The organism is Paraburkholderia ginsengiterrae, assembly GCF_001645125.1.
Taxonomy (GTDB): Bacteria; Pseudomonadota; Gammaproteobacteria; order Burkholderiales; family Burkholderiaceae; genus Paraburkholderia; species Paraburkholderia ginsengiterrae.
Map to the genome: position 1 here is coordinate 91,361 of NZ_LXKA01000022.1, position 26,153 is coordinate 117,513.

Annotated in this window: 25 protein-coding genes; 14 read left to right on the forward strand and 11 right to left on the reverse strand. The window is 61.4% G+C overall.

Annotation, left to right across the window (positions count from 1 at the left end):
• Nucleotides 1-37: 37 nt before the first annotated feature.
• The 3 genes from A6V37_RS40380 to A6V37_RS40385 form a co-directional block, all read right to left on the reverse strand.
• Nucleotides 38-844, reverse strand: coding sequence for a HEPN domain-containing protein (locus A6V37_RS40380; RefSeq protein ID WP_131799888.1), 807 nt, complete (start codon nucleotides 842-844; stop codon nucleotides 38-40).
• A complete protein-coding gene (locus tag A6V37_RS01485; RefSeq protein ID WP_064268785.1) occupies nucleotides 841-1,977 on the reverse strand; it encodes a GmrSD restriction endonuclease domain-containing protein in 1,137 nt (378 codons plus the stop codon). Before A6V37_RS01485 ends, A6V37_RS40380 begins: the two co-directional genes overlap by 4 nt.
• 577 nt (nucleotides 1,978-2,554) lie before the next feature.
• Nucleotides 2,555-2,962 carry a hypothetical protein gene (locus tag A6V37_RS40385; RefSeq protein WP_131799889.1) on the reverse strand — a complete coding sequence of 136 codons (408 nt, stop codon included), beginning with the start codon at nucleotides 2,960-2,962 and terminating at the stop codon, nucleotides 2,555-2,557.
• Between the two features lie 269 nt (nucleotides 2,963-3,231).
• Here A6V37_RS40385 and A6V37_RS01495 point away from each other — a divergent pair, with 269 nt between their 5' ends.
• Complete coding sequence (locus A6V37_RS01495; RefSeq protein ID WP_064285704.1) at nucleotides 3,232-3,570, forward strand: hypothetical protein; 339 nt, start codon at nucleotides 3,232-3,234, stop codon at nucleotides 3,568-3,570.
• A 111-nt stretch (nucleotides 3,571-3,681) separates the two neighbouring features.
• Here A6V37_RS01495 and A6V37_RS01500 read toward each other — a convergent pair whose 3' ends face one another.
• On the reverse strand, nucleotides 3,682-4,125 hold the full coding sequence (locus tag A6V37_RS01500) for a MarR family winged helix-turn-helix transcriptional regulator (RefSeq protein WP_064268788.1): 444 nt from the start codon (nucleotides 4,123-4,125) through the stop codon (nucleotides 3,682-3,684).
• Between the two features lie 136 nt (nucleotides 4,126-4,261).
• On the opposite strand from A6V37_RS01500, the gene A6V37_RS01505 reads away from it, so the two are divergent.
• Nucleotides 4,262-5,800 carry a DHA2 family efflux MFS transporter permease subunit gene (locus tag A6V37_RS01505; RefSeq protein WP_064268789.1) on the forward strand — a complete coding sequence of 513 codons (1,539 nt, stop codon included), beginning with the start codon at nucleotides 4,262-4,264 and terminating at the stop codon, nucleotides 5,798-5,800.
• Here the strand turns inward: A6V37_RS01505 and A6V37_RS01510 are convergent, their stop codons facing one another.
• A complete protein-coding gene (locus A6V37_RS01510; RefSeq protein ID WP_064285706.1) occupies nucleotides 5,801-6,508 on the reverse strand; it encodes a FadR/GntR family transcriptional regulator in 708 nt (235 codons plus the stop codon).
• A 205-nt stretch (nucleotides 6,509-6,713) separates the two neighbouring features.
• Between A6V37_RS01510 and dgoD the strand changes: the two genes are divergently transcribed.
• The 3 genes from dgoD (at nucleotide 6,714) to A6V37_RS01525 (ending at nucleotide 8,710) form a co-directional block, all read left to right on the forward strand.
• Nucleotides 6,714-7,862: a galactonate dehydratase gene (gene dgoD / locus A6V37_RS01515; protein ID WP_064268791.1), complete on the forward strand. Its 1,149-nt coding sequence runs from the start codon at nucleotides 6,714-6,716 to the stop codon at nucleotides 7,860-7,862.
• Nucleotides 7,863-8,163: 301 nt separating this feature from the next.
• Nucleotides 8,164-8,466 carry a hypothetical protein gene (locus A6V37_RS01520; RefSeq protein ID WP_064268792.1) on the forward strand — a complete coding sequence of 101 codons (303 nt, stop codon included), beginning with the start codon at nucleotides 8,164-8,166 and terminating at the stop codon, nucleotides 8,464-8,466.
• 13 nt (nucleotides 8,467-8,479) lie between these two features.
• Nucleotides 8,480-8,710, forward strand: coding sequence for a YodC family protein (locus tag A6V37_RS01525; protein ID WP_064268793.1), 231 nt, complete (start codon nucleotides 8,480-8,482; stop codon nucleotides 8,708-8,710).
• A 120-nt stretch (nucleotides 8,711-8,830) separates the two neighbouring features.
• Here the strand turns inward: A6V37_RS01525 and A6V37_RS01530 are convergent, their stop codons facing one another.
• Nucleotides 8,831-9,763, reverse strand: a complete 933-nt coding sequence (locus tag A6V37_RS01530; protein WP_064268794.1) for a CopD family protein — start codon at nucleotides 9,761-9,763, stop codon at nucleotides 8,831-8,833.
• A gap of 478 nt (nucleotides 9,764-10,241) precedes the next feature.
• On the opposite strand from A6V37_RS01530, the gene A6V37_RS01535 reads away from it, so the two are divergent.
• From A6V37_RS01535 to A6V37_RS01550, 4 genes are all read left to right on the forward strand, one after another.
• On the forward strand, nucleotides 10,242-10,973 hold the full coding sequence (locus A6V37_RS01535; protein ID WP_064268795.1) for a c-type cytochrome: 732 nt from the start codon (nucleotides 10,242-10,244) through the stop codon (nucleotides 10,971-10,973).
• Nucleotides 10,974-10,994: 21 nt separating this feature from the next.
• Entirely contained in the window at nucleotides 10,995-12,293 is a 1,299-nt protein-coding gene (locus A6V37_RS01540; RefSeq protein ID WP_064268796.1) for a c-type cytochrome, read from the forward strand.
• A 119-nt stretch (nucleotides 12,294-12,412) separates the two neighbouring features.
• Nucleotides 12,413-13,033, forward strand: a complete 621-nt coding sequence (gene trhA / locus A6V37_RS01545; protein WP_064268797.1) for a PAQR family membrane homeostasis protein TrhA — start codon at nucleotides 12,413-12,415, stop codon at nucleotides 13,031-13,033.
• A gap of 201 nt (nucleotides 13,034-13,234) precedes the next feature.
• Nucleotides 13,235-14,785: a DEAD/DEAH box helicase gene (locus tag A6V37_RS01550; RefSeq protein WP_064268798.1), complete on the forward strand. Its 1,551-nt coding sequence runs from the start codon at nucleotides 13,235-13,237 to the stop codon at nucleotides 14,783-14,785.
• 61 nt (nucleotides 14,786-14,846) lie between these two features.
• On the opposite strand, the gene A6V37_RS01555 is transcribed toward A6V37_RS01550, so the two are convergent.
• From A6V37_RS01555 to ggt, 4 genes are all read right to left on the reverse strand, one after another.
• Complete coding sequence (locus A6V37_RS01555) at nucleotides 14,847-15,371, reverse strand: pyridoxamine 5'-phosphate oxidase family protein (protein WP_064268926.1); 525 nt, start codon at nucleotides 15,369-15,371, stop codon at nucleotides 14,847-14,849.
• 108 nt (nucleotides 15,372-15,479) lie between these two features.
• Nucleotides 15,480-16,307 carry a ferritin-like domain-containing protein gene (locus A6V37_RS01560; RefSeq protein WP_064268927.1) on the reverse strand — a complete coding sequence of 276 codons (828 nt, stop codon included), beginning with the start codon at nucleotides 16,305-16,307 and terminating at the stop codon, nucleotides 15,480-15,482.
• A 348-nt stretch (nucleotides 16,308-16,655) separates the two neighbouring features.
• On the reverse strand, nucleotides 16,656-18,029 hold the full coding sequence (locus tag A6V37_RS01565) for an MFS transporter (protein WP_064268799.1): 1,374 nt from the start codon (nucleotides 18,027-18,029) through the stop codon (nucleotides 16,656-16,658).
• Nucleotides 18,030-18,112: 83 nt separating this feature from the next.
• On the reverse strand, nucleotides 18,113-19,750 hold the full coding sequence (ggt, locus tag A6V37_RS01570) for a gamma-glutamyltransferase (RefSeq protein ID WP_064268800.1): 1,638 nt from the start codon (nucleotides 19,748-19,750) through the stop codon (nucleotides 18,113-18,115).
• Between the two features lie 360 nt (nucleotides 19,751-20,110).
• Between ggt and A6V37_RS01575 the strand changes: the two genes are divergently transcribed.
• The 3 genes from A6V37_RS01575 to A6V37_RS01585 all read left to right on the forward strand — a co-directional run bounded on the left by A6V37_RS01575 (nucleotide 20,111) and on the right by A6V37_RS01585 (nucleotide 22,227).
• A complete protein-coding gene (locus tag A6V37_RS01575) occupies nucleotides 20,111-20,890 on the forward strand; it encodes a DeoR/GlpR family DNA-binding transcription regulator (protein WP_064268801.1) in 780 nt (259 codons plus the stop codon).
• A 307-nt stretch (nucleotides 20,891-21,197) separates the two neighbouring features.
• Nucleotides 21,198-21,395 (forward strand): hypothetical protein, encoded by a 198-nt coding sequence (locus A6V37_RS01580; RefSeq protein WP_064268802.1) that lies wholly within the window; start codon nucleotides 21,198-21,200, stop codon nucleotides 21,393-21,395.
• A 205-nt stretch (nucleotides 21,396-21,600) separates the two neighbouring features.
• Complete coding sequence (locus tag A6V37_RS01585) at nucleotides 21,601-22,227, forward strand: TetR/AcrR family transcriptional regulator (protein ID WP_064268803.1); 627 nt, start codon at nucleotides 21,601-21,603, stop codon at nucleotides 22,225-22,227.
• 66 nt (nucleotides 22,228-22,293) lie between these two features.
• On the opposite strand, the gene A6V37_RS01590 is transcribed toward A6V37_RS01585, so the two are convergent.
• Nucleotides 22,294-22,668, reverse strand: a complete 375-nt coding sequence (locus tag A6V37_RS01590; protein ID WP_064268804.1) for a hypothetical protein — start codon at nucleotides 22,666-22,668, stop codon at nucleotides 22,294-22,296.
• Nucleotides 22,669-22,870: 202 nt separating this feature from the next.
• Here A6V37_RS01590 and glpD point away from each other — a divergent pair, with 202 nt between their 5' ends.
• Together glpD and glpK are read left to right on the forward strand one after the other, a co-directional pair.
• Nucleotides 22,871-24,400, forward strand: a complete 1,530-nt coding sequence (glpD, locus tag A6V37_RS01595) for a glycerol-3-phosphate dehydrogenase (protein WP_064268805.1) — start codon at nucleotides 22,871-22,873, stop codon at nucleotides 24,398-24,400.
• A gap of 172 nt (nucleotides 24,401-24,572) precedes the next feature.
• Complete coding sequence (glpK, locus tag A6V37_RS01600) at nucleotides 24,573-26,072, forward strand: glycerol kinase GlpK (protein ID WP_064268806.1); 1,500 nt, start codon at nucleotides 24,573-24,575, stop codon at nucleotides 26,070-26,072.
• Nucleotides 26,073-26,153 lie beyond the last annotated feature (81 nt).

Genomic DNA, 26,153 nt, shown 5'->3' on the forward strand with positions numbered 1-26,153 from the left:
GAACAATTGAAAAATTTGGCTCTATTTTTTGAGTTACTCATTTTGTGAGATAAGTGGTTGCAGAGTATAAAACTCCATGCATCAGGACATCCACTTTCTCTATATCTTGGTTCAATTGCTTGACATTTGTGTCATTTGTCATCGTGTCACCATGAGCGATGCTGTGGCGCCGTCGCATAACTTCTTCGATAAAATCGTGCCAGAGCGAACTTCCCGATTTTCCTTTTGCGGCTTTTGCGGCGGCATAATTAAATGCATACCGCGCCGGTAATCGACGATATGGAAAGCTATATAAAAATGACCGATATCTTCGCATATCGCGTCGAATTGCATATGCCTGGGCTGTGTCGTCTTTAAAAATGTCTTCAATCTTTACATTTGTCATTGACCGCAGGACCGCGGGCACTCCCATTTTGGACAGTGTGGCCTCGATAACGTCTGGGCCGGAATTTCTATTTTTGTTTTCCTTGTAGCTGAAAGCGTTCAAATCAATCGCGACAGAATTCGTTGAGAAAAAAGAATGCAATTGTGCTACGCGATGATTTATTTCATCAGCGGGAACGCCCTCGTAGAAGGCGATTTTTTCGCAAAACGACCTCTTCATTGCTTCAGGCATGCTGCCAAATGACTTGAGGTAAAAATTTAAATCGGTAGCAAGGCTTTTTCCGAGATCTTTCAAAAACCCATCTAAATGTGATGCCATCAATACACAGCATGCCCGGCATAAGGTGTTGTACGTTTGCTCGTTGCTGGATTCATGTTCGCTCGCCAGCTTTGTCAGGCGATCAAGTTCTTGAATCCGTATTGGAATCGAACAGGCGACGTCGAATGCAGCCGTACTCATGAGGCAAGTCGTTCCGCAAACATCTTAATGCGAGTCGCTACTTTGGCAGCATCATTAACACTTCCAGAAACTGCTTCAAAAAATTTCGCGTCTCGAAATAGCTCTTCGCGCGCAGCCTTCAGTGATTTGGTCAAGGAGTCTCGGTTCTTCGCAAGTTCATCAATCGATACAGTCGATGCCAGGCCAACCGCGATTGCATCGTATACTGCGGCATTGAAATTTGACATTTTCTTGAGGCTGCTTGATTCTACTCGCCATTTAGAAAAGGCTTGTGGTCCCAATGCTTCAAGCAAAAAGTTCATGTAACCCTCGAATTGCTCCGTTAGCGACATAATCTCAGAATCGCTAAACTTGTTGAATTCGTTCAAACTTGCCGTTAAGAATTCCTTAAATCCTTTTTTTATTTTATCGTGGCCTTCGATCTTCAGTGCAAAAAATCGAAGTGCTAATTCGACATCCTCCATTTTTTTCACTTTAGTATTGTCCTCAGGGTATTTTTCAGTGACTTGAATAAGTTTCCTGAAATTTTCCCCCTTTGCCATCATTTTTAAAGCGTCATTGAATGGTCCTCGGGCCGTAACATTTCTAAGCTCTTGCGATTCAAGTTTAATAGAGCCTGTATTAAGGCGCTCAAAAATATCAAACTTGACCTGAGGATCGACGGTGGAGTCGATCCGTAGGCATTTAATCGTTCGCTCCTCTAGCCGCCTAATGAGGAAAGGCGGAAGGTCCTTGTAATATGCACCGTTCAACTCCGAAAGCGTCTCAAGCTCGGATAGCGGCAATTCGTTTTTCATGAAGTCGAAGATCGCCGTCAAACGTTGTTGCCCGTCAATCACGGTATAACGTGGGTTGCCAGCCGCTTCTTCATCAACGTCCACATCTTGCGAGATGAATATGACTGGAATCGGGATGTTAAGTATGACACTTTCAATCAATCGAGACGAAGTTTCCGGCGACCAGCGATGCCTTCTCTGGTAATCCGGATCGAGTTTAATAGTTTTGTTACCAATTCGCTTGATCAACGTCTCTAGGTCATATTCAACGTTTTGAGTTTTAACGGTCCGTTCGCGCGCCTTCTGCTGAAGTGAATCCAAGCTGTATTTAAGTGTGCCAAAGGATGGAGTTGACATGTCGATTTCCTGTTGCCTGATCGGGCGTGCTCTGGATACTTGACGCTCCAAAGAGCGACTCACGAATCCAATGAGTTTATCGTATGTCAACCGCGGTAGTGGAATATACAGTGACAGTGCACCCAAAGATAAGAGGGCTCGCGGCACCGCCCACGTCAACTTGACATTCGCACCGCGGCTTGAAGTTCACGCGTCATTGAGATTGCAAACCCGGCCGATGTTCACGTGTCTGCGGTGTAGGTGAAGATTTCGTTAGCGCCGGACTGTGCCGGATCAAAGGGCGTCCAGTCTACGAGGTCGATTCTGATGACGCTGGGAAAAAAACTTGCTTGGGTTTTCGAGCTGTCATCGCTCCCAGAAAGTTTCATGAAGTGGTAATTGTTGGCGATGGCTCTAATTTTTCGGCGATTTACCAGTTGTCTGACGGACCGATAAAGATCCGTTTCTGAGAAAGCGGGATGTCTCTTGTGGGTCGACGCGCGCCCCCTGAGACAAGCCAGGGGAGCCTTGCACGCTTCGTTGCCTCTATGTTCGGTGCAGCGGCCCGCAATGAGCACGGACCGCCAATTCAAACCAGTTAGCCGCGAGCTAACGGCTCCCCGTCCGGCGCAGCACCGCCCAATTGCGCATCATGACGCCGCCGAGCCTCGGCAACGATAGCCGCCCATTCGTTCGGCCGCACCCGTTCTCGGAATATCTCAACAAGGAATTCCACCAGATTCTGGCGCTTTCTAGTTCCACCAGCCTGATGATTGAGCAAGCGCAGATTGTTCTGCAAACGGGTCACCCTTGCTTTCGCTTTGATATGTCCGGGGGTGCCAGCAGTAAAGGCCAGAGCGGACCTTTCCGCCGCAACCAGCGCGCAAAGTAGTTCAGTGCGTTGCAGAGCGTAGGACTCGGCCACTGCCGCAGGCCGAGCAGGCTCGGGAGTGGAGTTACGGGAAAGGGATAAATTTTGCTCAGGGCGAACGAGAGTCTGGCGCATGATGCACCTCCGGATAGGGTTAGCAAGCCCTGTATCGTTCTCAGACGCCAATCCGAGACCACGGTGTCTCCGCAGTGCTTGAAGTGTACCGCACGGCCAACCGCCGGCTGATGCGTCGTCATCACCACGCACCTTGCTTCCCGGAGACAGCCGCTTAAACGTCTCCCCCGAAGGGCACCAACCCCACCCTGCTAAAGTCACACCTGAAAACCCACATTTCCTTGTCGGTTTTCCAAATCGCAACACCGCAATTTCAAGGAGGTTTCTTGATGACGTTCCGCACCACCGCGCTTGCCGCGGCCGCTACTTCCTTCGCCCTTCTTGGCGCCGCATCCGCGCCAACCGCTCAGGCCCAGACCTCACCCGACAGCCAATGGCGCGCAAGCGCGACCACACTCTCCACGCTCCTGCAGGACGGCTACAAAATCGTCGCCGTCGTGAACAGCGCCCACGGCACTGGCGGCCCGACCGACACAATTTTCGTCCAACGCGATCAAAGCGCCTTCAAGTGCATCGACCCGCAACAATCGGACGCAAAACCGAAAGCGCCCGCCTGCTTCGAATTAGCGCCATCATCAGGCCCAGCACCGGCATCTGACGCGAAGTAGCCAAACGCGCATCAAAATCCGCGGCGATCAAAACCAGAGCCCCAACCGGCCAGGAAAGGCGAACACCCACAACCACCACCTCCGCTACCCACTCGCCGCGGCACCACCAACTCACCGATCCACCAACCGACTCAAATTCCCGCGCACCCGCTGCAACAGCGCGATCAACTGCTTCGCTTCCTCGTCGGTAAATCCGCTCAGCGCCTCACGCGCCACCTCATCCCCAACCTTCCGCGCCTTGCCCAGCGTCCGCTCCGCCTTCTCCGTCATCCGCACCTGGCGCTCGCGACGGTCCTCCGGATTAGCAGTCCGCTCAATCCACCCACCCTCCTCCATCCGATCCAGCAACCTCCCCGCCGAAATCGGCGCGACCTCGAGCAAATCCGCGAGCCGCGCCTGATTGATATCGCCGTAATGCGAAAGGTAAGCCAGCACACGGCACTGCGCGCGCGTCAGATCGACTGAAGACTTCGCGAGGTCGTCATACCGCTTGCCCGTCAGACGGCCGACGTCGGAAATCAGAAAGCCGAAGCGCTCATCGAGTTGGGTTTTCATGCGCGGATTATACGAAAACCTCTCGTATCGCAACGTCGAAACGGACGCAATTCAGGCTCCGCACAATTCCTGGTAGCCGGCATGCACACAACCTATATACTAAGCATGCTTACTATTTCAACGCCCCCGTTCATCCATGTCCTCCGACACCCCGGCAGCCACAGCCGCCGCGCCGCTCAACCGGCCGATGATCACCATCTCGATCATGCTGGCCACGTTGATCCAGACGCTCGACAGCACGATCGCGAACGTGGCGCTGCCGCACATGCAGGGCACGCTGTCCGCGTCGCAGGATGAAATCACGTGGGTGCTGACCTCGTACATCGTGGCCGCCGCGATCGCCACGCCGCTCACCGGCTGGCTGTCCGATCGCCTGAGCATCAAGCGGCTGCTGATCGTCGCGATCGGCGGCTTTACGGTGTCGTCGGCGCTGTGCGGACTGTCGGAGACGCTCACGCAGATCATCGCGTCGCGTTTGTTGCAGGGGATTTTCGGCGCGTCGCTGGTGCCGCTGTCGCAGTCCATCCTGCTCGACATCAACCCGCGCGAGAAGCAGGGGCAGGCAATGGCCGTGTGGGGCATGGGGGTGATGGTCGGGCCAATTCTCGGGCCGACGCTCGGCGGCTGGCTCACCGACAGCTACAACTGGCGCTGGGTGTTCTTCATCAACGTGCCGATCGGAGCGTTCGCCCTCTTCGGCGTGGCAACCTTCCTGCCTTCACGCGAGCCCAAACACGACGTGACGTTCGACGCCTTCGGCTTCGCCACGCTAGGGCTCGCCATCGGCGCATTTCAGGCCATGCTCGATCGCGGCGAGCAACTCGACTGGTTCGGTTCGAACGAGATCGTCATCGAGGCACTGATTGCGGCAATCAGTTTCGCGTTCTTCATCGTGCACACGGCAACGGTCGGCAAGAAATCGTTCTTCAAGTACGAGTTGCTGAAGGATCCGAACTTCGCCACAGGCACCTTCTTCATTTTCGTGATCGGCGCCGTGATGTACGCGACACGCGCGTTGCTGCCGCCCATGCTGCAGAACCTGATGAACTATCCGGTCGCGACCACCGGCCTCGTCACCGCGCCGAGCGGCGCCGGCACGATGCTCGCCATGCTGTTCGCCGGGCGCCTGCTCAAGCGGTTCGACGCGCGGCTTCTGCTGCTCACCGGCTTTCTGATCTCGGCGTTCGCGCTATGGCAGATGATGCAATACACCATCGTGCTATCAGCGTCGGATATCGTCTGGCCCGGCGTGATTCAGGGCTTCGGACTCGGTCTCGTGTTCGTGCCGCTGAGCGCGCTGACCTTCTCGACGCTCACACCCGAACTGCGCGCGGACGGCACCGCGACCTACAGCCTGATGCGCAATATAGGCAGCAGTATCGGCATTTCGATCGTGCAAACGCTGATGACCCGCAACACCCAGGTCTCGCATGCGGACCTCGCGGCGAATATCACGCGCTTCAATCCCGCCATCCAGCCAATGTTGAACAGCGGCTCGAACTACGACATGGCGGCGCTGAACGCGTCGATCACGCAGCAAGCTTCGATGATCGCCTATCTGAACGACTTCAAGCTGATGTTCGTGGCGACGCTGCTGGTCATTCCGCTGCTGGTGCTGATCCGCCCTCCACGCCACGCGCCGGATGCATCGGCGGCCCATGCGGCGATGGATTGATCAGCCCTCGATGCGCTTTCGCGTCACCCCCAACAGCCCTGCCATCGCCGCGCGCGCCGTGGCGGCATCGCGCTCGCGAATGGCCTCGAACACCGCCGTATGTTCGGCCAGCGACGCATTGAACACGTCCGCGCGCTTCGCATTCAGCCGCAATTGACCTTCGAGCGTGCGCTCGATCAATGAGCCGAGCGGCACCAGCAATTCGTTGCTGCACGCGGCCAGCACGCTCAGATGAAACAGCAGATCGGCGCGCACCCATTCGTCGACATTACGCGCCGCCACCATTGCCGCATGAGACTCCGCGAGCACGGCGAAGGTATCGTCCGTATGCGAGGCCGCTGCCAGACCGGCGGCATACGGCTCGATCATCTCGCGCATTTCCTGCAGCTTGAGCGCGAACGCCATCGGCTCGGCGACGCGCGAGTACCAGTCGAGCACATCGGCATCGAGCAGATTCCACGCGTTTTTCGGCCGCACGCGCGTGCCTACGCGCGGCCGCGATTCGATCAGCCCTTTTGAAGTCAGCGTGCGCAGCGCCTCGCGCAACACCGCGCGGCTTACGCCAAACGCCTCCATCAACTCCGCTTCACGCGGCAAGATCGAATCGGGCGCGTAGTCGCCGCGCAGTATCGCGGTCGCCAGCAAATGGGCGACGCGCCCATGCAGATCGTGCTGAATAGCTTTCTCCCAGCGGCCTTGCGGCGTCATTGTTATCGGAACCTAAGCCGGAACGAGCGCGATTATCCGGCATCCCGACCTTGATACCCACTGCTCCGAACCCTCCTCGCGCCGCTCGGCGTCTCGCCACTATGTGGCAAATAATACTATTAATAGTACTTAAACGCGCTTTTGTTGTAGCATGGGAATCCTCGAAATATTCCGCAGGCGCGCACGCCGTTAGGAGACGCACACCATGAAAATCACCAAGCTCGAAACTTTCATCGTTCCGCCGCGCTGGTGCTTCCTGAAAATCGAAACCGACGAAGGCATCGTCGGCTGGGGCGAGCCGGTCGTCGAAGGCCGCGCGCACACGGTCGCAGCCGCGGTGGAAGAACTGTCGGACTATCTGATCGGCAAAGACCCGCTCCTGATCGAAGACCACTGGCAGGTCATGTACCGCGCGGGCTTCTACCGCGGCGGCCCGATTACGATGAGCGCGATCGCCGGCGTCGACCAGGCATTGTGGGACATCAAGGGCAAGCATCACGGCGTGCCGGTGCATGCACTGCTCGGCGGGCAGGTGCGCGACAAGATCAAGGTGTATTCGTGGATCGGCGGCGACCGCCCGAGCGACGTCGCCAACAACGCGCGCGCGGTGGTGGAGCGCGGTTTCAAGGCCGTGAAAATGAACGGCTCGGAAGAGTTGCAGATCATCGACACCTTCGACAAGGTGCAAGGCGTGATCAACAATGTCGCGGCGGTGCGCGAGGCGGTCGGGCCGAATATCGGCATTGGCGTGGATTTCCACGGCCGCGTGCACAAGCCGATGGCCAAGGTGCTGGCGAAAGAGCTCGATCCGTACAAGCTGCTCTTTATCGAAGAGCCCGTGCTGTCGGAAAACGCCGAGGCGCTGCGCGACATCGTCAACCAGACCAACACGCCGATCGCCTTGGGCGAGCGTCTGTATTCGCGCTGGGACTTCAAGCACATCCTGTCGGGCGGTTACGTCGACATCATTCAGCCGGACGCGTCGCACGCGGGCGGCATTACCGAGTGCCGCAAGATCGCGTCGATGGCCGAAGCGTACGACGTCGCGCTCGCGCTGCATTGCCCGCTCGGCCCGATCGCACTCGCCACCTGCCTGCAGATCGACGCGGTGAGCTACAACGCGTTCATTCAGGAACAGAGCCTCGGGATCCACTACAACCAGGGCAACGACCTGCTCGATTACATCAAGAACCCGGAAGTCTTCAAATACGAAGACGGTTTCGTGTCGATTCCGCAAGGTCCGGGTCTCGGCATCGAGGTCAACGAGGAGAAGGTGCGCGAGATGGCGAAGGTCGGTCATCGCTGGCGCAATCCGGTGTGGCGCCATGAGGACGGCAGCGTCGCCGAATGGTGATGAAGGGCTAATCCCCGGAATGAAACGCCGCCCGAGGGCGGCGTTTCCATTGGCGGCGCCGACACGCCCGCCACATCCGGCCCGCCGTTACGGTGACGTCACGCACGGGCCGTCGCAGTAACGTAACACTCCGGACCGAATCGGCTCGAACAGGCGTTTTCCAGCCCCTTTCCGGCCCCGCATCACTCCCCGCAAAGCCTTATCCAGACTGGCTTCCAAGCAGTTCGCTCGGTATCGGACAGACAGTTGGCCCGCTCCTTGCTCGAATGCATGCAAAACAACACATGCAACGGGGCACATCATGGGCGAATTCCTTCCAGACTATCTGCTGCGCGAACAGGCCGCCGTCGGCGCACTGGTGTTGTTCGGCGTGCTGCGCATCATCGGCGCGATGCTCGCCTTCGAGCGCGGCTGGCGCATTTCGGTCGTCGAGAAGTGTTTCATCGGTGCCGCGGTCGTGTATTGCCTGCCGCAACTCTTCGACCTGTTGACCACTTTTTACGGATCGCGTGTCGCGGGCGCGGAACTCGAAGGCAAAGCCGCGGGATGCGCCATCGCGCTCTTCTGCGCGCCGATCCTCGGACACCGGCTCGGCCTCGAGTAAGCGGAGATCCATCATGCAGCTGATCAAGCGGCTCACCGGTCAAGCGACACCGATGTTTCGCACGGGCGAAGTCCTCAAACTCAAGTCCGGCGGACGCACGATGACCGCAACCTGGGCCGGCCCGGTGCTGTTCGCGCCAGGCAACTGGATGATCTGCCAGTGGTTCAGCGACGCGGGCGAGCTGCAGCAGGAGATGTTTCCGGAGGAGACACTGGAACGGGCGAGCCGCACGCTCGCCGCATAAGGAGCAGTAACCGGCTTGCTGGCCGCGGCCAGGCGACCGTGTGTATTGCGCCGCACGCACATGCATGCCGTGCGGCGCTTTTTTATGCGGCGCGGGCCTGAAGCCTGAAGCCCCGCCGCCTCAACCGAGCGCGGCGAACCCCGGCACGCTATGCGACAGCACGGCTGCCGCGACGAACACGCCGAGCATCGCCAGCGCTTCCAGATACAGCACGTTGACGAACGTGTGGGCATCCATTGTCGAAGCGGTACGGCGCAGGCGCGGCAGTGCCGAGAAACGGTTGAGGCCGCCCAGCACGAGCGCCAGCCCGACCAGCGCGAGTTTGAGCGTCAGCACGTGTCCCCACGTGCTCAGCTCGATCGCTGCGAAGGAGCCGCCGGAACCCCGCACGCCATTGAAAATGCCGGACACCAACACCAGTGCGACCGCGACAATCGACACATTCGACACCTGGATCGCTGTGCGAATCAGCATGCCGCGCGCGGTCGAGGTGCTGAGCGCGGGCAGGACCGTGAGCCCCGCCGCCAACGCCAGGCCGCCCCACACGCTGGTCACGAGCACATGCAGCGTTTGCATGGCGATCGCGGCCGAGGCGGGACCGGCGTCGGCGGCGTGCCCGAGCGATGCCTTGCCCGCGGCGACCGCGACGACGGCGAGCCACAGCAGCGCATTGCGCAACATGCCGGTATGGCTGCTGGACATGGCCGTGCCGAGCAGCACCAGCGCGCCGGCAAATGCGAGGCTCCAGCCATAACCGACATGCGTCTGCGTCAGCACGGTCGGCACGACGCCGATCGCGGCCGGCAGCGTGACGCCGCTCATCGACGCCGCCTGATACAGCAGCCAGCCGAGATCCGCGAGCACAAGCACGACGGTGGCCGTCAGCATCAACCGTTGCGCGCGCAACCACGCGGGGCGCGCGGGCGAGATTTTCGTCTGCGCGTCTTTCGCGAGCCACGCGCCGAGCAACGCCGAACCAACGGCAAACGCAAACGCGACGTTCATGAGCGCAGCCATAGCGACCTGCCCGATCCAGAGTCCGTCGACGCTCATTTGACAATCATCGAGAAGTTGCCTTGGGTACGGTGGCGGTCCGCGGCTAGCGCGGTTGACGCCACAGCCAGCGCGCGCAAGACCGGACGGGGGAATTTGAATAGCTTCATGTAAGGCCGATAGCGGATGATCAGGGAAACGGTGAACGCCGGACCTGGGCAGGTCCATGCCGGGCAGAAGCCGGCGCGCCCGGAAGTGTACGCTTCGATGGTTCACGCGGGCGTGGGTTCAACCGGCTTTATCTTTGGCTACCCGCACTCGTGGCGCACGGCCTTGATTGCGCAGACGAATCCGGGGTGGCGAAAAAGGCACCGAAACTGCAGAACGCGGCAAAGTGTCGCATAGTAGGCACAGCCGGAACCTTCTCTAATGTGCCAAATAGTCACCATTACCCTTCGATGATAGAATGCTGCGTCGCCGCAGCGCCGGCTACCCTTCACACCGAGCCGCTCGAAGTTCGGTCAGGTCCCCGATATTGATGGAGTTACGCGTGTCTTCAAGACGCATTTTCCGCCCGTTGCTTGCCCTTCTGCTGATCGGCTCCGCGGGTGTCTATAGCGCTGCGAAAGCGCAGACTCAACCGAAGGCCCCCGACACGATGGAAGCGCGCGTGCAGGGCTGCACGGCCTGCCACGGCACTCATGGTCAGGGTACTGACAACGACTACTTCCCCCGTCTCGCGGGCAAGCCGGCCGACTACCTGTACAACCAGCTGCAGAATTTCCGAGAAGGGCGCCGCAAGTACCCGCCGATGAACTACCTCGTCACGTACCTCTCGGACGACTACCTTCATCAGATCGCGACGTACTTCTCGCAGCAGCGTCCGCCGTATCCGACGCCGGCCAAGGCCACGGTGTCGGCCGCCACGCTCTCGCGCGGCGAGCAGATCGTGCTGAACGGCGACGCCTCGAAGCAGATCCCGGCTTGCGCGGCTTGCCACGGCAAGGCGCTGACCGGTATGCAACCCGCTATCCCGGGCCTGGTCGGTCTGCACGCCGACTACATCAGCGCGCAGCTCGGCGCATGGCGCTCGGGTTCGCGTCATGCGATCGCGCCAGATTGCATGCACACCATCGCCACGCGCCTGACCGACGAAGACGTGAACGCCGTTGCCGCATGGCTTTCCACGCGACAGGCTCCACAAAACCCCGTGCCGGCTCCGGCCCGCTCGTTGAAGACTCCGCTTGCCTGCGGCAGCGAACCGCAATAAGGCACCGGGAGAGACACTCAAATGAAACGCAAGTCTTTGTTCGCCCTCTCGGCAGTCGTCGTCGTTGCGGCCGCTGCCCTCGTTCCCGTCCTGTGGTCGGGCGGCGACAACCTGCATAACGGCACGGCCATGGCGGCCACGCCCGCCGACCAGGCCGAGCTGATCAAGAAGGGCGAGTACCTCGCCCGCGCCGGCGACTGTATCGCCTGCCACACGGTGCGCGGCGGCAAGCAATTCGCCGGCGGCCTGCCCATGCTCACGCCGTTCGGCACGATGTTCACGCCGAACATCACGCCTGACGACCAATACGGCATCGGCAAGTGGACGCAGGACGACTTCTATCGCGCCATGCACACCGGCCGTTCGAAAGACGGCAGCCTGCTGTACCCTGGCTTCCCGTTCACCAGCTACACGAAGGTCACGCGCGCCGACTCGGACGCGATCTACGCGTACCTGCGCTCGGTCGCGCCGGTCAACGTGCCGAGCCGTCCGCACGAACTGAAATTCCCGTTCAACCAGCGCAACATGCTGATCGGCTGGCGTACGCTGTTCTTCCGTGAAGGCGAGTACAAGCCGGATCCGACCAAGTCGGTCGAATGGAACCGCGGTGCTTACCTGATCGAAGGCCTCGGCCACTGCGGCATGTGCCACACGTCGATCAATGCCATGGGCGGCCCGGTCAACTCGGCGGCCTTCGCCGGCGGCCTGATCCCGCTGCAGAACTGGTATGCGCCGTCGCTGACGTCGAACAAGGAAGCCGGCCTCGGCGACTGGGAAACCAAAGACATCGCCGATCTGCTGAAAACCGGCGTGTCGAACCGCGGCGCCGTGTTCGGTCCGATGGCTGAAGTGGTGCACAACAGCCTGCAGTACATGTCGGACGCGGACATCAACGCCATGGCCACGTACCTGAAGACGATTCCGCAAAAGAGCGAGGCGCCTGAGCAGCTGCAGCTCGAAACGTCGGAAAAGTTCGGTGGCGAACTGTTGAAGCAAGGTCAGAAGATCTACGCTGACAACTGCGCGAAGTGCCACGCGGAAAATGGTCTCGGCATGCCGCCGTCGTTCCCGCCGCTCGCGAATAACCAGTCGATCCAGATGCCGTCGGCGGTCAATCCGATCCGTATGGTGTTGAACGGCGGTTACCCGCCGAGCACGGATGCCAACCCGCATCCGTACGGCATGCCGCCGTTCGCGCAAGCACTGTCGAACACGGAAGTGGCGGCCGTTGTGACGTACATCCGTATGTCGTGGGGCAACCACGGCACGGCTGTGTCGCCGCAGCAAGTGTCCGATCTGCGTTCGGCGCCGCTCGACTAAGCAGCGTTCGTTGGACCTGGGGCGCGGCCTGCGACATCGCGGCCGCGCCCTTCGTTTTTGCAGGACCGGTATCATGTGAGGCTATTTGTTTACATGTTGCCGCGCAGGAGGAAAAAGTCGTGCAAGTCGGGGAGCGTTTCAACAGCATTACCCACCTCGTCGGCGCCGTGCTGTCGGTGGCGGGTCTTGCGACGCTCGTGACGATGGGCGCGATAGAACGCGACGCGTATAAGGTGGTCAGCTTCAGCGTGTACGGTGCGATGCTGATCGTGCTGTATGCTATCTCGACGCTTTACCACAGCGTGCGCAATCCGCGCGTGAAAGTGGTTTTACAAAAATGCGACCATTCGGCGATCTACCTGCTGATCGCCGGCAGCTATACTCCGTTCACGCTTGTCACGTTGCGCGGACCGTGGGGCTGGTCGCTGTTTGGCGTAAGCTGGGGGCTTGCCGCTCTTGGCATCGTGCAGGAACTGACGCTCGGGCGACGCACCCGCAGCGTTTCGATGGTGCTGTATGTCCTGATGGGATGGCTCGCGCTCGTTGCCGTCCGCCCGCTGGTTGAAGCCTTACCGGCAGCGGGTACCGCCTGGCTCGTGGCCGGTGGCGTCATCTACAGCGTCGGCATCTACTTCTTCATCAACGACGAGCGCATCCGGCACGGACATGGTATCTGGCACCTGTTCGTACTGGCGGGCAGTCTGTGTCAATTCGTCAGTGTCGCGCGCTACGTCGCGTGACATTCCACGGCGGCGAAATGCAACTTAAGGCCAGTCAACGTGTCTGTAGCGCGTTGAAGCATTCGGCATGCCTCTGAGCGTGCCGCCGATTTCTCAGCGAACGGAACCGGGCTTCGGCCTCGACCACGCCAGAACGGGCGTGGTCGTGCCGCGTTTATGTCCGTGTGAGCCGTTCGCGAAACTGCATTGCAAAGAGCATTTATGTCTTTTGATTCCCTCGGCTTGTCCGAACCGCTGGTCCGCGCTGTCAACGAACTCGGCTACACCACCCCGACTCCGATCCAGACCCAGGCGATTCCCGCCGTGCTCAACGGCGGCGACCTGCTGGCCGGCGCGCAAACCGGCACCGGCAAGACCGCCGGCTTCACGCTGCCGATCCTGCAGCGTCTGCACGCCATGCCTGCCGTTGCGACGGGCGCGGGTAAGCGCGCCGTGCGCGCGCTGATCCTCACGCCCACGCGTGAGTTGGCCGCACAGGTTGAAGAAAGCGTGCGCGCGTACGGCAAATATCTGAAGCTGAAATCGACGGTGATGTTCGGCGGCGTCGGCATCAATCCGCAGATTGCCGCGCTCAAGAGTGGCGTGGACATCGTCGTTGCGACGCCGGGCCGCTTGCTCGACCACATGCAGCAGAAGACCATCGACCTCTCGCATCTCGAGATTCTCGTGCTCGACGAAGCGGACCGCATGCTCGACATGGGCTTCATCCACGACATCAAGCGCGTACTCGCCAAGCTGCCGCCGAAGCGGCAGAACCTGCTGTTCTCGGCCACGTTCTCCGACGAGATCAAGACCCTCGCCGACAATCTGCTCGACTCGCCGGCGCTGATCGAAGTCGCGCGCCGCAATACGACGGCAGAGACGGTCGCGCAAAAGATTCACCCGGTGGATCGCGACAAGAAGCGCGAACTGCTTACGCATCTGATCAAGCAGCACAACTGGTTCCAGGTGCTGGTGTTCACGCGCACCAAGCACGGCGCGAACCGCCTCGCCGAGCAGTTGACCAAAGATGGCATCAGCGCGCTCGCCATTCACGGCAACAAGAGCCAGTCGGCACGTACGCGCGCGCTCGCCGAGTTCAAGGACAGCACGCTGCAGGTGCTGGTCGCGACGGACATCGCCGCGCGCGGCATCGACATCGATCAATTGCCGCACGTGGTCAACTACGATCTGCCGAATGTGCCGGAAGACTACGTGCACCGCATCGGCCGTACGGGCCGTGCTGGCGCGACGGGCGAAGCGGTTTCGCTGGTGTGCGTCGACGAACTGCAGTTGCTGAAGGACATCGAGAAGCTGATCAAGCGCCCGGTGCCGCAGGAAGTGATCGCCGGTTTCGAGCCGGACCCGACCGCGAAGCCGGAGCCGATCCTGCGCCGCGGCCAGGGCGGCGGTGGCGGCGGCGGACGTTCGCCGCGTCAGGGTCAAGGCGCGCCGAAGCGTGACGGCGCGGGTTCTGCGAAGCCGGCACAACGCACGGGTCAACGCCCGGCGAACGGTCAGCAGCAGCCGAAGCCACAGGGCGCAAGGTCAGGTGGCAATGGCACGGGCGGAAACGGCGGCCAGCCGCGTCGTGACGGCCAGCGTCACGACGACCGGCCACGCGCCGCCGCGCATGAAGGCAGCGCCGCGCAGCATGCGCCGCGCAAGCCGCAAGGCGGCAATCCGGGCGCTTTGCTGAGCGGCAGCGCGAAGCCGCGCAACGACGCGCCACGCGGTGGCCAACCCACGCGTAGCGGCCAGCGCGGCCGTTAAGCCCCGAGAGTTAGCGGCCGGCTCGCCGGCCGCTCTCCCTGGTTGCTCATTGACTGAGAAACTACCGGCCGGCGGCAACGGCCGCTTGCTTCAGATGCTCGATCTGCCGTTCCCACCGGTCGAGCACCGCCTTCCCCTCCCCTTGTAGCTCGAACGTAATGCCGCTCGTCAGACGCGCATAACGCACGCTTTGCGCCTCGGCCGTGTCGATCGAACCGACCAGATAGACGAGCCCACTGTCATCGCCAGCAACACTCGCTAGCGGCGTCATCTGCAACTGCACCTGATAGAACGCTTCGCCATAGACGAAGCTGAGCGCCGCTCGTCCGTTCTGCGCGACAACGCGCGCCGCCCTCGCCTGCGGCCACAACGCGATGCACAGCGTGCGCGAGTCGGGCGCATACAACTCCCCGGCACTCAGCAGCGAGGTGCGCACATGGCCGTTCGCATCGACTGTGAGCAGCGACGCGGTGAATCCCGTCTTGCTCGCCAGCGACAAGCCGTCGAACAACGCGCGCACGGCATCGGGCCATTCATCGAATACGTCCTGCTCGAGTGGACGTTCGGGTGCGGGGGAATCGCTCATGATATCCATCCGATCAGGTTTGAGCCGGGCAACTAGCTTGCATCATGCACCGAAAAACAAATGGCCCGCCAATGCGGGCCATTTATCGCCGGGCCTGCGCGCGGACGATCAGCGGAAGAACACGTGCTGCGTGATCTTCGCGAGCGGGTAATGCACGCTCGGTTGAATTCGGGCGGGCAGATCGAGCGGCTTGAGCAGCATCTTCACACACATGTCGGCCGACAGATTGCGCCGCACCAGCGCATTGATCCGCGCCGCGCGCTCGCGGTTATAGGCCGAATCGCGCACACGTTCCGGATAACGGATCGCAAAGACATGGCGCAAGGCAATTTCCGAATCTTCGTTCTTGATCTCCAGCACGCGGCGCATCAACGCGCCGAGCACGGCCAGCCGGCCATTGCCTTCGATCCGGTTGTACTTCTTGAAATACTTGAAAAAGTGCTTGTAGTGACGGACTTCGTCAGTGCGGATGTTGTCGGTAATTTCCTTGAGCACTGGCTCATCCGAACATTCGCCGATCGCGCGATACAACGTTGCGGTTCCGGTCTCGACCACGCAACGCGCGACCATTTCGAGCGCGCGGGTCTTTTCGAAATCTTCGACGGAGCACGTCAGCGAATACTCTTCCATAAAATTACGAAACGCCGTGTCCCAATCGAACTCGGGCCACACGTAGGCGATATATGTCTTGAGCGCGCGGCCGTGTTGCATTTCTTCCGGCTCCCACTCCTGGTTGAGCCAGGCCGAGACTTCGGGATCGCCGTGGAAAAACGTACTCAGATTACTGGTGTAAAGATCGGTGCCGCTTTCAATAAACGAAGAGGCGCACAACAGCAGCAGCAGATCTTCGTTCGCTGCTGCCTTCTGCCGATCAATGCGGGTGAGGTCGATATCCTCGATCCGCCAGGGCATGACATGGTTCAGCTCAATGTGCATCGTGTCTTGCTCCGAAAGCTGTATCGACTCGTGACGCATGCTCGAAACCGCACACCCTCACCTCGCGCGGTTCGTCGTGTCAGATACAGAGCCTTGATTAGAGTTAACCCCTTGTATCATGCATCTTAGCCGGTGTTTCACAACTCTGCAGATAACCCAGCAGAGACCATGCCGGACCGCCGCAGTTCCAATTCCGGGATAGGCGAAACATTCGATCGGACAATAAAGCACGGTGCGCAGCGCACAAAAAAGCCAGCTCGAAGGCTGGCTTAAGGCTGCGCGGACGCCCGGCAGGTGCGGCTCGGCAAGGCTGGCGGCGTTTCAGGCTCAACGCCGCCAGCCTCGCAATTAAGCGGGCTGCACGCCGCGAGTCAGACGCACGCGGCGCATGCGCCAGGCCACCACGACAAGCGACAGGCCCGACAGCACCGCGGCGATAAGCACGTAGTAACTTGGCGCAAGTTTGTCGCCGGTCAAGTGAATGAAAGTCTCCACAATCGTCGGCGCAAAACCGCCGAAAATCGTCACGCCGATGCTGTAACCAATCGAAAGACCCGTCGAGCGCACCTGCGTCGGGAAGATCTCCGACATCAAGGCGGGCATCGGACCGGAATACGCTGCCTTGAAAATGCCCGCGGTGCCTTGCAGCAGAAGCAGCCAGCCGATGGTCGGATGAGACTGCAGCACTGCGAACATCGGATAGATCAGCACGCCCATCAGGAGTGACGTGGTCAACATGATGCGGATCCGGCCAATGCGATCGGACAACGCACCCATCACCGGCGAGAGCAGAAACTGCAGGCCACCGTTGAGCACCACCACGCCGAACGATGCCGCGGCGGGCATGTGCAGTTGCTTGACCGCGTACATCGGCATGTAAAGCTGCAGTACGTACACGCCGACCGTGGATTGCGCAACGATGCCGATAGCGAGCAGCAGATTGACCCACTGGCTCGCGAACGACGCGTCCTGCTCTGCACCTGCGGCCGCGCGCGTGCCGGCCGCCTGACGCGTCTCGCGAGCCGCGCGCATCGCGAGGAACTCCGGTGTCTCATCGAGATGCGAACGGATGTAGTAGCCCACCGGGCCAACCAGCAAGCCGAACACGAACGGAATACGCCAACCCCAGCTATTCAATTGCTCGGGCGGCATCCACGCGGTCAGCAGCGAGCCGAAAGCGGCCGCGGTAATCGCGGCGAGCCCCTGGCTCGCGAACTGCCAACTGGCGTAATAACCGCGGCGCGACGCGCTGTGTTCGACCATGAACGCCGTCGCGCTGCCGAATTCCCCGCCCACCGCAAAGCCTTGCACGAGCCGCGCAAGCAGGATCAACACCGGCGCTGCAATGCCGATCGACGCATACGGCGGCATCACCGCCATCGTGAGGGTGCCGACCATCATCAGCACAATGGCGAGCGTGAGCGCCGCCTTGCGTCCCTGGCGGTCGCCGTAGATGCCCAGCACAATCGCACCCAATGGCCGCATCAAGAAGGAGATGCCGAACGTGGCGATCGCAAGCAGCGTGGAGAGCCACTCATCGTGCATCGGGAAAAACTGTTTTGCGATGATCGTCGCGAAGTAGCCGTAGACCAGAAAGTCGAACCACTCGAGCGCGTTGCCGACCGACGACGAAAATACGATCCGCCGCACCATCGCTTTGGAAAGTGGTGCGGTGCTCGCATGAGGAAAAGCTGTCGCCGACGGCGACTCGGGGGTCTGCATGATGTCTCCTGCCTTGTCTGTGTTTTGCTTGTTTTGCCGCGTCGCGCAGCGTAGTGACGCCGCGCGACGCCCGCGGGCAGTTCCTAGAACCCGGCGGCGAGGCCGTCGCGGCGGCTGTCACTGGCGGCAACGTAGCCGCGCTCCGGATCGTCGCCGTCGAGCTTCCAGATGTACTGGCCGGAGCCGAAGTCCATATAGGGATCGTCGACCGACTTGATCGTGTGGCCGCGCTTCTGCAGCGCTTCGGCGGTGTTCGCATCGAGCGTGGCTTCGATGTCGATCGTGAAGTCGCGATTGACCTTCCAGCGCGGCGCGTCGCACGCGGCCTGCGGCTGCTGACCGTAGTCGAGCATCCGCACGATGGATTGCAGATGGCCTTGCGGCTGCATGTCGCCGCCCATCACGCCGAAACTCATCACCGCTTCCTGCCGGCCGTTGACCTGGCGCGTGAGGAACGACGGGATGATCGTGTGGAACGGCCGCTTGCCGCCCTCCACCACGTTCGGCGATTTCGGGTCCATCGAGAAGCCGCAGCCGCGGTTCTGCATAGCGATGCCGCTGTCCGGCACCACGATGCCCGAGCCGAAGCCCATATAGTTCGACTGGATGAAGCTGACCATCATGCCGCGCTCGTCCGCCACCGACATGTAGATGGTGCCGCCGGCCTTCGGCATGCCGAAGTCGAACTGCGTGGCGCGCTTGGGATCGATCAGCTTCGCGCGCGAGCTCAGGTAGGCGTCGTCGAGCATCTGCTCGGGCGTGACCTCCATGGAACGCGGATCGGCGACGTAGCGATAGACGTCGGCGAACGCCAGCTTCATCGCTTCGATCTGCAGGTGCTGCGACTCGACGCTGTCCACCGCCAGCGACTTCACATCGAATTTTTCGAGGATGCCCAGCGCGATCAGCGCCGCAATGCCCTGCCCGTTCGGCGGAATCTCATGCACCGTGTAGCCGCGATAGTCCTTGCCGATCGGTTCGACCCAATCCGCGCGGTAGTTGCGCAGGTCGTCGATGGTCAGCGCGCCGCCGCCTTCACGCGCAAACGCGGCGATGCGCTCGGCGATCTCACCTTCGTAGTACGCCCGCGGACCTTGCTCGGCAAGCTGGCGCAGCGTCTTTGCATGGCCAGGAAAGCGCACCAGTTCGCTCACTTCCGGCGCGCGGCCGCGCGGCATGAAGGTTTGCGCGAAACCCGGCAGATCCTTCAACTCCGGCACCGCCGCCGCCCACTTGTACGCGACGATGCTCGCCACCGCGTGACCGCGCTCGGCGATCTCGATGGCCGGCTCCATCAGATCGGCAAAGGGCAGCGAGCCGAATTTCTGATGCAACGCCTCCCACCCGGCGATCACGCCGGGCACAGTCACCGCGTCCCAGCCGCGCTTGGGCTGCTTCGCCAGACCGTTTTCCTCGCCGTACTTGCGCTTGAAGTAGTCGACGTTCCACGCCGCCGGCGACACGCCCGAGGCATTCAGGCCATGCAGCTTGCCGCCGTCCCACACCAGTGCGAAGGCGTCGCCGCCAAGGCCGCACGAGACCGGCTCGACCACCGTGATGGCGGCGGCGGCGGCGATCGCCGCATCGACGGCGTTGCCGCCTTTCCACAGCATGCGCAGCCCGGCTTGCGCGGCAAGCGGATGCGAGGTCGAAACGATGTTGCGCGCGAATACAGGCAGACGCGGCGTCGGATAAGGGTTTTGCCAGTTGAAGCCAGTCATGTCGGACACTCTCGAAAGCGCGGCCCGGCTCGTGGAAACGCCGGACACCATGGGAAAACGGGGCGAACGCGGATAACTCGCGCGATCAGTCGCACATGCAGCGCGCACGCGACGTGAAACCCAAGATTGCAGCGCGACCCGGCCCAAAAAACAAATTCATTTATCAACTAAATAAATGCGTAATTAGGCTGAATGGACGACACCCGGTGTCTTGCATCCCAGGCAGGTGGCATGAGTTGGCAGACAAGACGCGCGATGGTCTTACAATACGCTCACCTCTTTCAGGTATCACCCGTTTGCCGGTTCGCCCTCGCGCGCCGGTCGCGGCAGCGCCGATAAAAAACCCACGACCCGAGACACATGACCCGAGACCCCCGCCTGACTCTCAACGCCCGGCAACAGGAACTGCTGGAGTGGGTGCAACGCGACGGCTTCGTGACCGTGGACGATCTCGCGGCCCACTTCGACGTGACGCCGCAGACGATCCGCCGCGACGTCAACTGGCTCGCCGACATGAACCTGCTGCGCCGCTATCACGGTGGCGCCAGTCTGCCGACCAGTTCTGAGAACGTCTCGTACACGGCGCGCCAGCGCATGTTCCACGAGGAGAAGCGGCGCATTGCGGCGCTAGTGGCCACTCACATTCCCGATCAGGCGTCGCTCTTCATCAACCTCGGCACGACCACCGAAGAAGTGGCGCGCGCGCTCAATCGCCATCGCGGCCTGCGCGTGATCACCAACAATCTGAACGTCGCCAGCATGATGAGCGGCTATCCGGATTGCGAGGTGCTGGTGACGGGCGGCATCGTGCGGCCGTGGGACAAGGGGATCGTCGGCGAACTGGCGATCGATTTCATCCGGCAATTCAAGGTGGATTTCGCGATCATCGGCACGTCGAGCATCGAGACGGACGGCACGCTGCGCGATTTCGACACCCGCGAAGTGCGCGTGGCCGAAGCCATCATCCAGCACGCGCGCACCGTTTTCCTTGCCGCCGACAACTCCAAATTTGGCCGTCCGGCGCTAGTTCGCCAAGGCCATCTGGATCAGATCGACGCACTCTTCACCGACGCTCCGCCGCCCCCGGAGATGACCGAGACGCTCACGGCCGCCAACTGCCAGGTGTATGTCGCCGAGTGATTCCAGGCATTCTCCGCCATGCTGCAGTGCACGCAAAACTTCGAGTGAAATCAAGGATTTGACCGCAGGTCCAAACCGCCGCTGAAGCGCCTAATTGTCAAACGAAGAATTTACTGGGGACGATTTGGTGTTTAACGTGCGGTTGACTACACTCCAGTTCCCCGGCGTGCGTTCCGCAATCCGCGTACCGCTGGTTGCGTGAACCTGTCGTGTGAGCCGTACCTCCCGCCTGATCCTCTGCGGACTTCTCTGGCCTTGGGCCAGTTGCCCACAAGGCCGTCCGCATCTGCTTGACATGGAGAGAACGATGCTGAGTCCGCATGAATTCGCCACTTTGCTACTCGTCAAGGACGCCCCCAATCAAGTCGACATGGAACGAGAAGAGCTCGACGCTCTGCTGGAACGCCAGCTGGTGCAGCTCGAACGACTTGCGTCGGGCAATGATCAATGGCGCGTAACGGAAACCGGCGACAACGCATTGCGGGCCATCAAACGTTTTTCCTGATCTCTTTTTCGCGAGCCGCCGGACGAGCTAGCAAACATCCGGCGCTGTGATGGCGAAGCTGGCGGCGCTTTGGTGTTGCGCCGTCGCCGCCGCGCACCAGCACGTTTTCTACACATGATCATCAGGACGCCGCCTCGCGTCCTGTTTGATTGCGCCCAAATCATTTACACAGTAAATTGACGCGACGGACTCTCCTCCATCGCGCATGCCCAAAACGCTTTCCCCCGACGACATCCTTCAGTTCCGTGAAACCATGCGGCGCGTGGCCGAGCACGCGTTCGCCACGCGCGGCGAGCAGGGCGTGACCATGCGCGAACTGGCGAAAGAGCTGGGCTGCAGCGCGATGACGCCCTACCGCTACTTCCGCGACAAGGACGACATCCTCGCGATGGTCCGCGCGGCGGCGTTCAACCGTTTCGCGACGCGCCTCGAGGCCGCCGCCAGGCAGGCGCCCGAAACGGATCATTCAGCGGTGGCCGAGGCCTACGTGGCGTTCGCACTCGACGAGCCGCACGCCTACCGTTTGATGTTCGATCTGGCTCAGCAGGAAGGCGGATATCCGGAACTCGCCGCCGCGTCGCGGCGCGCATGGCGCATGCTCGGCGAGCACTTCGAGCGGCTCGTCGCCGCGGGCATTCTGGAGGGGGATCCGCAGTTGATCGGCTACGCGTACTGGGCGAGTCTGCATGGCTTTACGATGCTCGCGCTCGCCAATCAGCTGCCGTTGCCACAAGCGCAACAGTCTGCCGACGCACGTGGGCCGACGCGCGAAGCCGTGTTCGCTCAGATTCGCCGCATGTTATGGCGCGGCGCGCAGCCGCAACGCGGCTAGCGCTCGTCAAGCGCCAGTCGGTTCAGCAGACTCCGACAAAAAGGCGCGACGCTTCAAGCGCCGCGCTCAGCCGTTGCGCAGCGTCGGATCGACGCCCGCGCGCCAGCTCAGCGCCCGGGCCCGCTGGTCTGTAAAGAACGTCACCCACTGATTGCGGACCTGCGGGTCGGCACTCGCGCCCTGGCTCGCATAACGCTGCGCGATCGACGCCTGGAACGCGCAGAAATCGTCCTTCGACAACTTGCCGCGCCGATTCGCCACGTAGGCGTCGAACATGGCCGCGTAGACGCCCTGCGCGTCGTTGCCGTAGTCGACCGTCTGGGCACTGCACATCTGCTGAATCGACACGAACGATCGCGCGCCCGTCGTTCCGGTCAGGCTCGGTGAACTGACGCACCCCGCGAGAAGCGCGACGGCGCCGATCGTCAAAAATCCACGCATGAGAAATCACCTCGAAATGGCTGCTGTCAAGAGTATCGTCCGTGGCCGCGCGTTGCGCCACTCCCGGACGGCCATTAGAGGTTCACCTAAGCAAACCGAACTTTACTTTTTCGAATATGTTCATTAAAGTTCGCAAACGAACACTATCGGTTCGATAGATTTTCCAAACGGCTTACTAGTTACGACGCAGGGGACACAGCAGGTGACGCAAGGCTCGAGATACGATTTGCTCGTCGTCGGCGGCGGGATCAACGGCGCAGGCATCGCTCGCGATGCGGCGGGCCGCGGCCTGTCGGTGCTGCTGTGCGAACAGGACGATCTGGCGTCGCATACGTCCTCGGCCAGCACGAAGCTGATTCACGGCGGTCTGCGCTACCTCGAATACCGCGAGTTCGGGCTGGTGCGCAAAGCCTTGCAGGAGCGCGAAACGCTGCTGCGCGCCGCGCCGCACATCATGTGGCCGCTGCGCTTCGTGATGCCGCACATGCCCGATCTGCGCCCGGCCTGGCTGATCCGCGCGGGTCTCTTCCTGTACGACCACCTGGCCAAACGCGAACTGCTGCCCGGCTCGCGCGGCATCGTGATGCGCAACCATCCGGCCGGCGCACCGCTCGTCGAGTCGATCAAGCGCGGCTTCGTCTATTCGGACGGCTGGGTCAACGACGCGCGGCTGGTCGTGCTGAATGCGCTGGACGCGCAGGAGCGCGGCGCGACCATTCTCACGCGCACCAAGCTGCTGAGCGCCGTGCGCGCCGGCGGCGAATGGCGCGCGCAACTCAAGCGCGCTGACGGCACGATTCTGGACGTGCGCGCCGGCTCGATCGCGAACGCGGCGGGTCCGTGGGTCGGCGAACTGCTGCAGGGCGCGCTGGGCCGCGCCGCATCGCATAGCGTGCGCCTCGTGAAAGGCAGCCACATCGTCACGCGCCGCCTGTTCGAACACGACCACGCGTACATTTTCCAGAATCCGGACAAGCGGATCATCTTCGCGATTCCGTACGAACACGACTACACGCTGATCGGCACCACCGATCTCGAGTATCGCGGCGACCCATCGCAAGTGGCGATCAACGCCGAGGAAACGCAGTACCTGTGCGATTCGATCAATCGCTATTTCAAGCAGAAGATCTCGCCGGCCGACGTGCGCTGGACGTATTCGGGCGTGCGTCCGCTGCTCGAGGAAGAAGGGGCGGACAACCCGTCGGCGGTCACCCGCGACTATTCGCTCGAACTCGACGCGCCCTCGGGCGAAGCACCGCTGCTGTCGGTGTTCGGCGGCAAGATCACCACGTTCCGCAAACTGGCCGAAGAAGCGGTCGATCAGCTCGCGCAGGCGCTGCATAAAGACGGATCGTCATGGACGGCCGGCGCGCCGCTGCCCGGCGGCGACATTCCGAACGCCAATTTCGAGCGCTTCCTGAACGATTTCCGGCAGCACCATGCATGGCTGCCGGCCGATCTGGCCCACCGCCTCGCCCGCGCCTACGGCACGCGCGTCAGGCACGTGATCGGCGACGCCCGCTCGGTGGCCGATCTCGGCCGCGCCTTCGCACCCGGTCTTTACGAAGCTGAACTGAGGTACCTGCGCGATACCGAATGGGCGCGCAGCGCGCAGGACGTGTTGTGGCGGCGTTCGAAACTCGGCTTGCACGTCGAACCTGGCACACTCGATACGATCACACGAGATATCGACACGTGGTTCGCCCACGAACCCGAGCGACAGAGCGCCTAATCAGGCGCCGCGCCGCAGCGCATCCGCCGCACCCTTACGAGATCGATTCACCCCTCGGCTGAACCAAGCCGGCACGCACCATCGCAAACTGTTGCAGCCTGCTTAAAACAACAAGCCGTTCCCGTCGCCGGCCAGTTGTCCGGCGATTCATAAAACGCATGGAGAAGAGACAATGCAGGATCAGTACATCCTCGCGCTTGACCAAGGCACCACCAGCTCGCGCGCGATGCTGTTCGACCGGCTCGGCAACGTCGTGTCGACCGCTCAGAAAGAATTCCAGCAAATCTATCCGCGTCCGGGCTGGGTCGAACACGATCCGCAGGAAATCTGGTCGACCCAGGCCGGAGTCGCCGCCGAAGCGGTCACGCGCGCCGGCATGAACGGCACCTCGATCGCGGCGATTGGTATCACCAACCAACGCGAAACCACCATCGTGTGGGATCGGGAAACCGGTCATCCGATCTACAACGCGATCGTCTGGCAGGACCGCCGCACCGCCGACTTCTGCGACCAGCTCAAGGAGCAGGGTCTCGAAGAAAAAGTCCGCGCGAAGACCGGCCTGCCGATCGACGCCTACTTCTCCGCGACCAAGATCCGCTGGATTCTCGACAACGTGGAAGGCGCACGCGAAAAGGCCAGGCAAGGCCGCCTCGCCTTCGGCACGGTGGATAGCTGGCTGGTGTGGAATTTCACCAAGGGCGGCCTGCACGTCACGGACGTGACCAACGCGTCGCGCACGATGCTCTTCAACATCCACTCGCTGAAGTGGGACGACGAACTGCTCGAAGCGCTCGACATTCCGCGCAACATGCTGCCGGAAGTGCGCGCGTCGTCGGAGGTGTACGGGCCGACCAAGACCACCGTGTTCGCGTCGAAGATTCCGCTGGCGGGCATCGCCGGCGACCAGCACGCCGCCCTCTTCGGCCAGATGTGCACGCAGTCGGGCATGGTGAAGAACACTTACGGCACGGGCTGCTTCCTCGTGATGAACACCGGCGACAAGCCGATCGAATCGAAGAACAACCTCGTCACCACGATCGCGTGGCAGATCGGCGACAAGATCAACTATGCGCTGGAAGGCAGCATCTTCATTGGCGGCGCCGTGGTGCAATGGTTGCGCGATGGCCTCGGCATCATCAAGAACGCCGCGGAAATCGAAACGCTGGCACGCAGCGTGCCGCATACCGACGGTGTGTATCTGGTGCCCGCCTTCGCCGGCCTCGGCGCGCCGCACTGGAATGCCCGCGCTCGCGGCACGCTGTTCGGCGTGACGCGCGGCACGACCTCGGCGCATATCGCGCGCGCCGCGCTCGACTCGATTGCCTACCAATCGCTCGACGTACTGAAGGCGATGGAAGCCGACTCCGGCATTCGCATCGGCGAACTGCGCGTGGACGGCGGCGCTTGCGCGAACAATCTGCTGATGCAATTCCAGGCGGACATTCTCGGCGTCGACGCCGTGCGCCCGCAGGTATCGGAAACGACTGCGCTGGGCGCGGCCTATCTGGCCGGTCTCGCAGTCGGTTACTGGAAAGACATGGACGAGCTGCAAAGCCAGTGGAAGCTCGACCGCCGCTTCACGCCCGCCCTGCCGCACGCCGACGTCAAGGAATGCCTCGATGGATGGCAGCGCGCGATCCGCGCTGCGAAGGCCTGGGCCGATACGCCCTGATTCTGGTTTTCACCCAACATCTTTCGACATAACGAAGCCGCTTATCCAGCGGCTTCCCTAATAACTATATTTCGGATAACC

Coding starts and splice junctions, on each gene's coding strand:
- A6V37_RS01590 (WP_064268804.1), bottom strand. CDS start 22,668: ATGCGTGGATTTTTGACGATCGGCGCCGTCGCGCTTCTCGCGGGGTGC.
- A6V37_RS01550 (WP_064268798.1), top strand. CDS start 13,235: ATGTCTTTTGATTCCCTCGGCTTGTCCGAACCGCTGGTCCGCGCTGTC.
- dgoD (WP_064268791.1), top strand. CDS start 6,714: ATGAAAATCACCAAGCTCGAAACTTTCATCGTTCCGCCGCGCTGGTGC.
- A6V37_RS01560 (WP_064268927.1), bottom strand. CDS start 16,307: ATGCACATTGAGCTGAACCATGTCATGCCCTGGCGGATCGAGGATATC.
- A6V37_RS01520 (WP_064268792.1), top strand. CDS start 8,164: ATGGGCGAATTCCTTCCAGACTATCTGCTGCGCGAACAGGCCGCCGTC.
- A6V37_RS01530 (WP_064268794.1), bottom strand. CDS start 9,763: ATGAGCGTCGACGGACTCTGGATCGGGCAGGTCGCTATGGCTGCGCTC.
- A6V37_RS01540 (WP_064268796.1), top strand. CDS start 10,995: ATGAAACGCAAGTCTTTGTTCGCCCTCTCGGCAGTCGTCGTCGTTGCG.
- A6V37_RS01495 (WP_064285704.1), top strand. CDS start 3,232: ATGACGTTCCGCACCACCGCGCTTGCCGCGGCCGCTACTTCCTTCGCC.
- glpK (WP_064268806.1), top strand. CDS start 24,573: ATGCAGGATCAGTACATCCTCGCGCTTGACCAAGGCACCACCAGCTCG.
- A6V37_RS01505 (WP_064268789.1), top strand. CDS start 4,262: ATGTCCTCCGACACCCCGGCAGCCACAGCCGCCGCGCCGCTCAACCGG.
- A6V37_RS01535 (WP_064268795.1), top strand. CDS start 10,242: ATGGAGTTACGCGTGTCTTCAAGACGCATTTTCCGCCCGTTGCTTGCC.
- A6V37_RS40385 (WP_131799889.1), bottom strand. CDS start 2,962: ATGCGCCAGACTCTCGTTCGCCCTGAGCAAAATTTATCCCTTTCCCGT.
- A6V37_RS01575 (WP_064268801.1), top strand. CDS start 20,111: ATGACCCGAGACCCCCGCCTGACTCTCAACGCCCGGCAACAGGAACTG.
- A6V37_RS01485 (WP_064268785.1), bottom strand. CDS start 1,977: ATGTCAACTCCATCCTTTGGCACACTTAAATACAGCTTGGATTCACTT.
- A6V37_RS40380 (WP_131799888.1), bottom strand. CDS start 844: ATGAGTACGGCTGCATTCGACGTCGCCTGTTCGATTCCAATACGGATT.
- A6V37_RS01565 (WP_064268799.1), bottom strand. CDS start 18,029: ATGCAGACCCCCGAGTCGCCGTCGGCGACAGCTTTTCCTCATGCGAGC.
- A6V37_RS01585 (WP_064268803.1), top strand. CDS start 21,601: ATGCCCAAAACGCTTTCCCCCGACGACATCCTTCAGTTCCGTGAAACC.
- A6V37_RS01580 (WP_064268802.1), top strand. CDS start 21,198: ATGCTGAGTCCGCATGAATTCGCCACTTTGCTACTCGTCAAGGACGCC.
- ggt (WP_064268800.1), bottom strand. CDS start 19,750: ATGACTGGCTTCAACTGGCAAAACCCTTATCCGACGCCGCGTCTGCCT.
- A6V37_RS01525 (WP_064268793.1), top strand. CDS start 8,480: ATGCAGCTGATCAAGCGGCTCACCGGTCAAGCGACACCGATGTTTCGC.
- A6V37_RS01555 (WP_064268926.1), bottom strand. CDS start 15,371: ATGAGCGATTCCCCCGCACCCGAACGTCCACTCGAGCAGGACGTATTC.
- A6V37_RS01500 (WP_064268788.1), bottom strand. CDS start 4,125: ATGAAAACCCAACTCGATGAGCGCTTCGGCTTTCTGATTTCCGACGTC.
- A6V37_RS01510 (WP_064285706.1), bottom strand. CDS start 6,508: ATGACGCCGCAAGGCCGCTGGGAGAAAGCTATTCAGCACGATCTGCAT.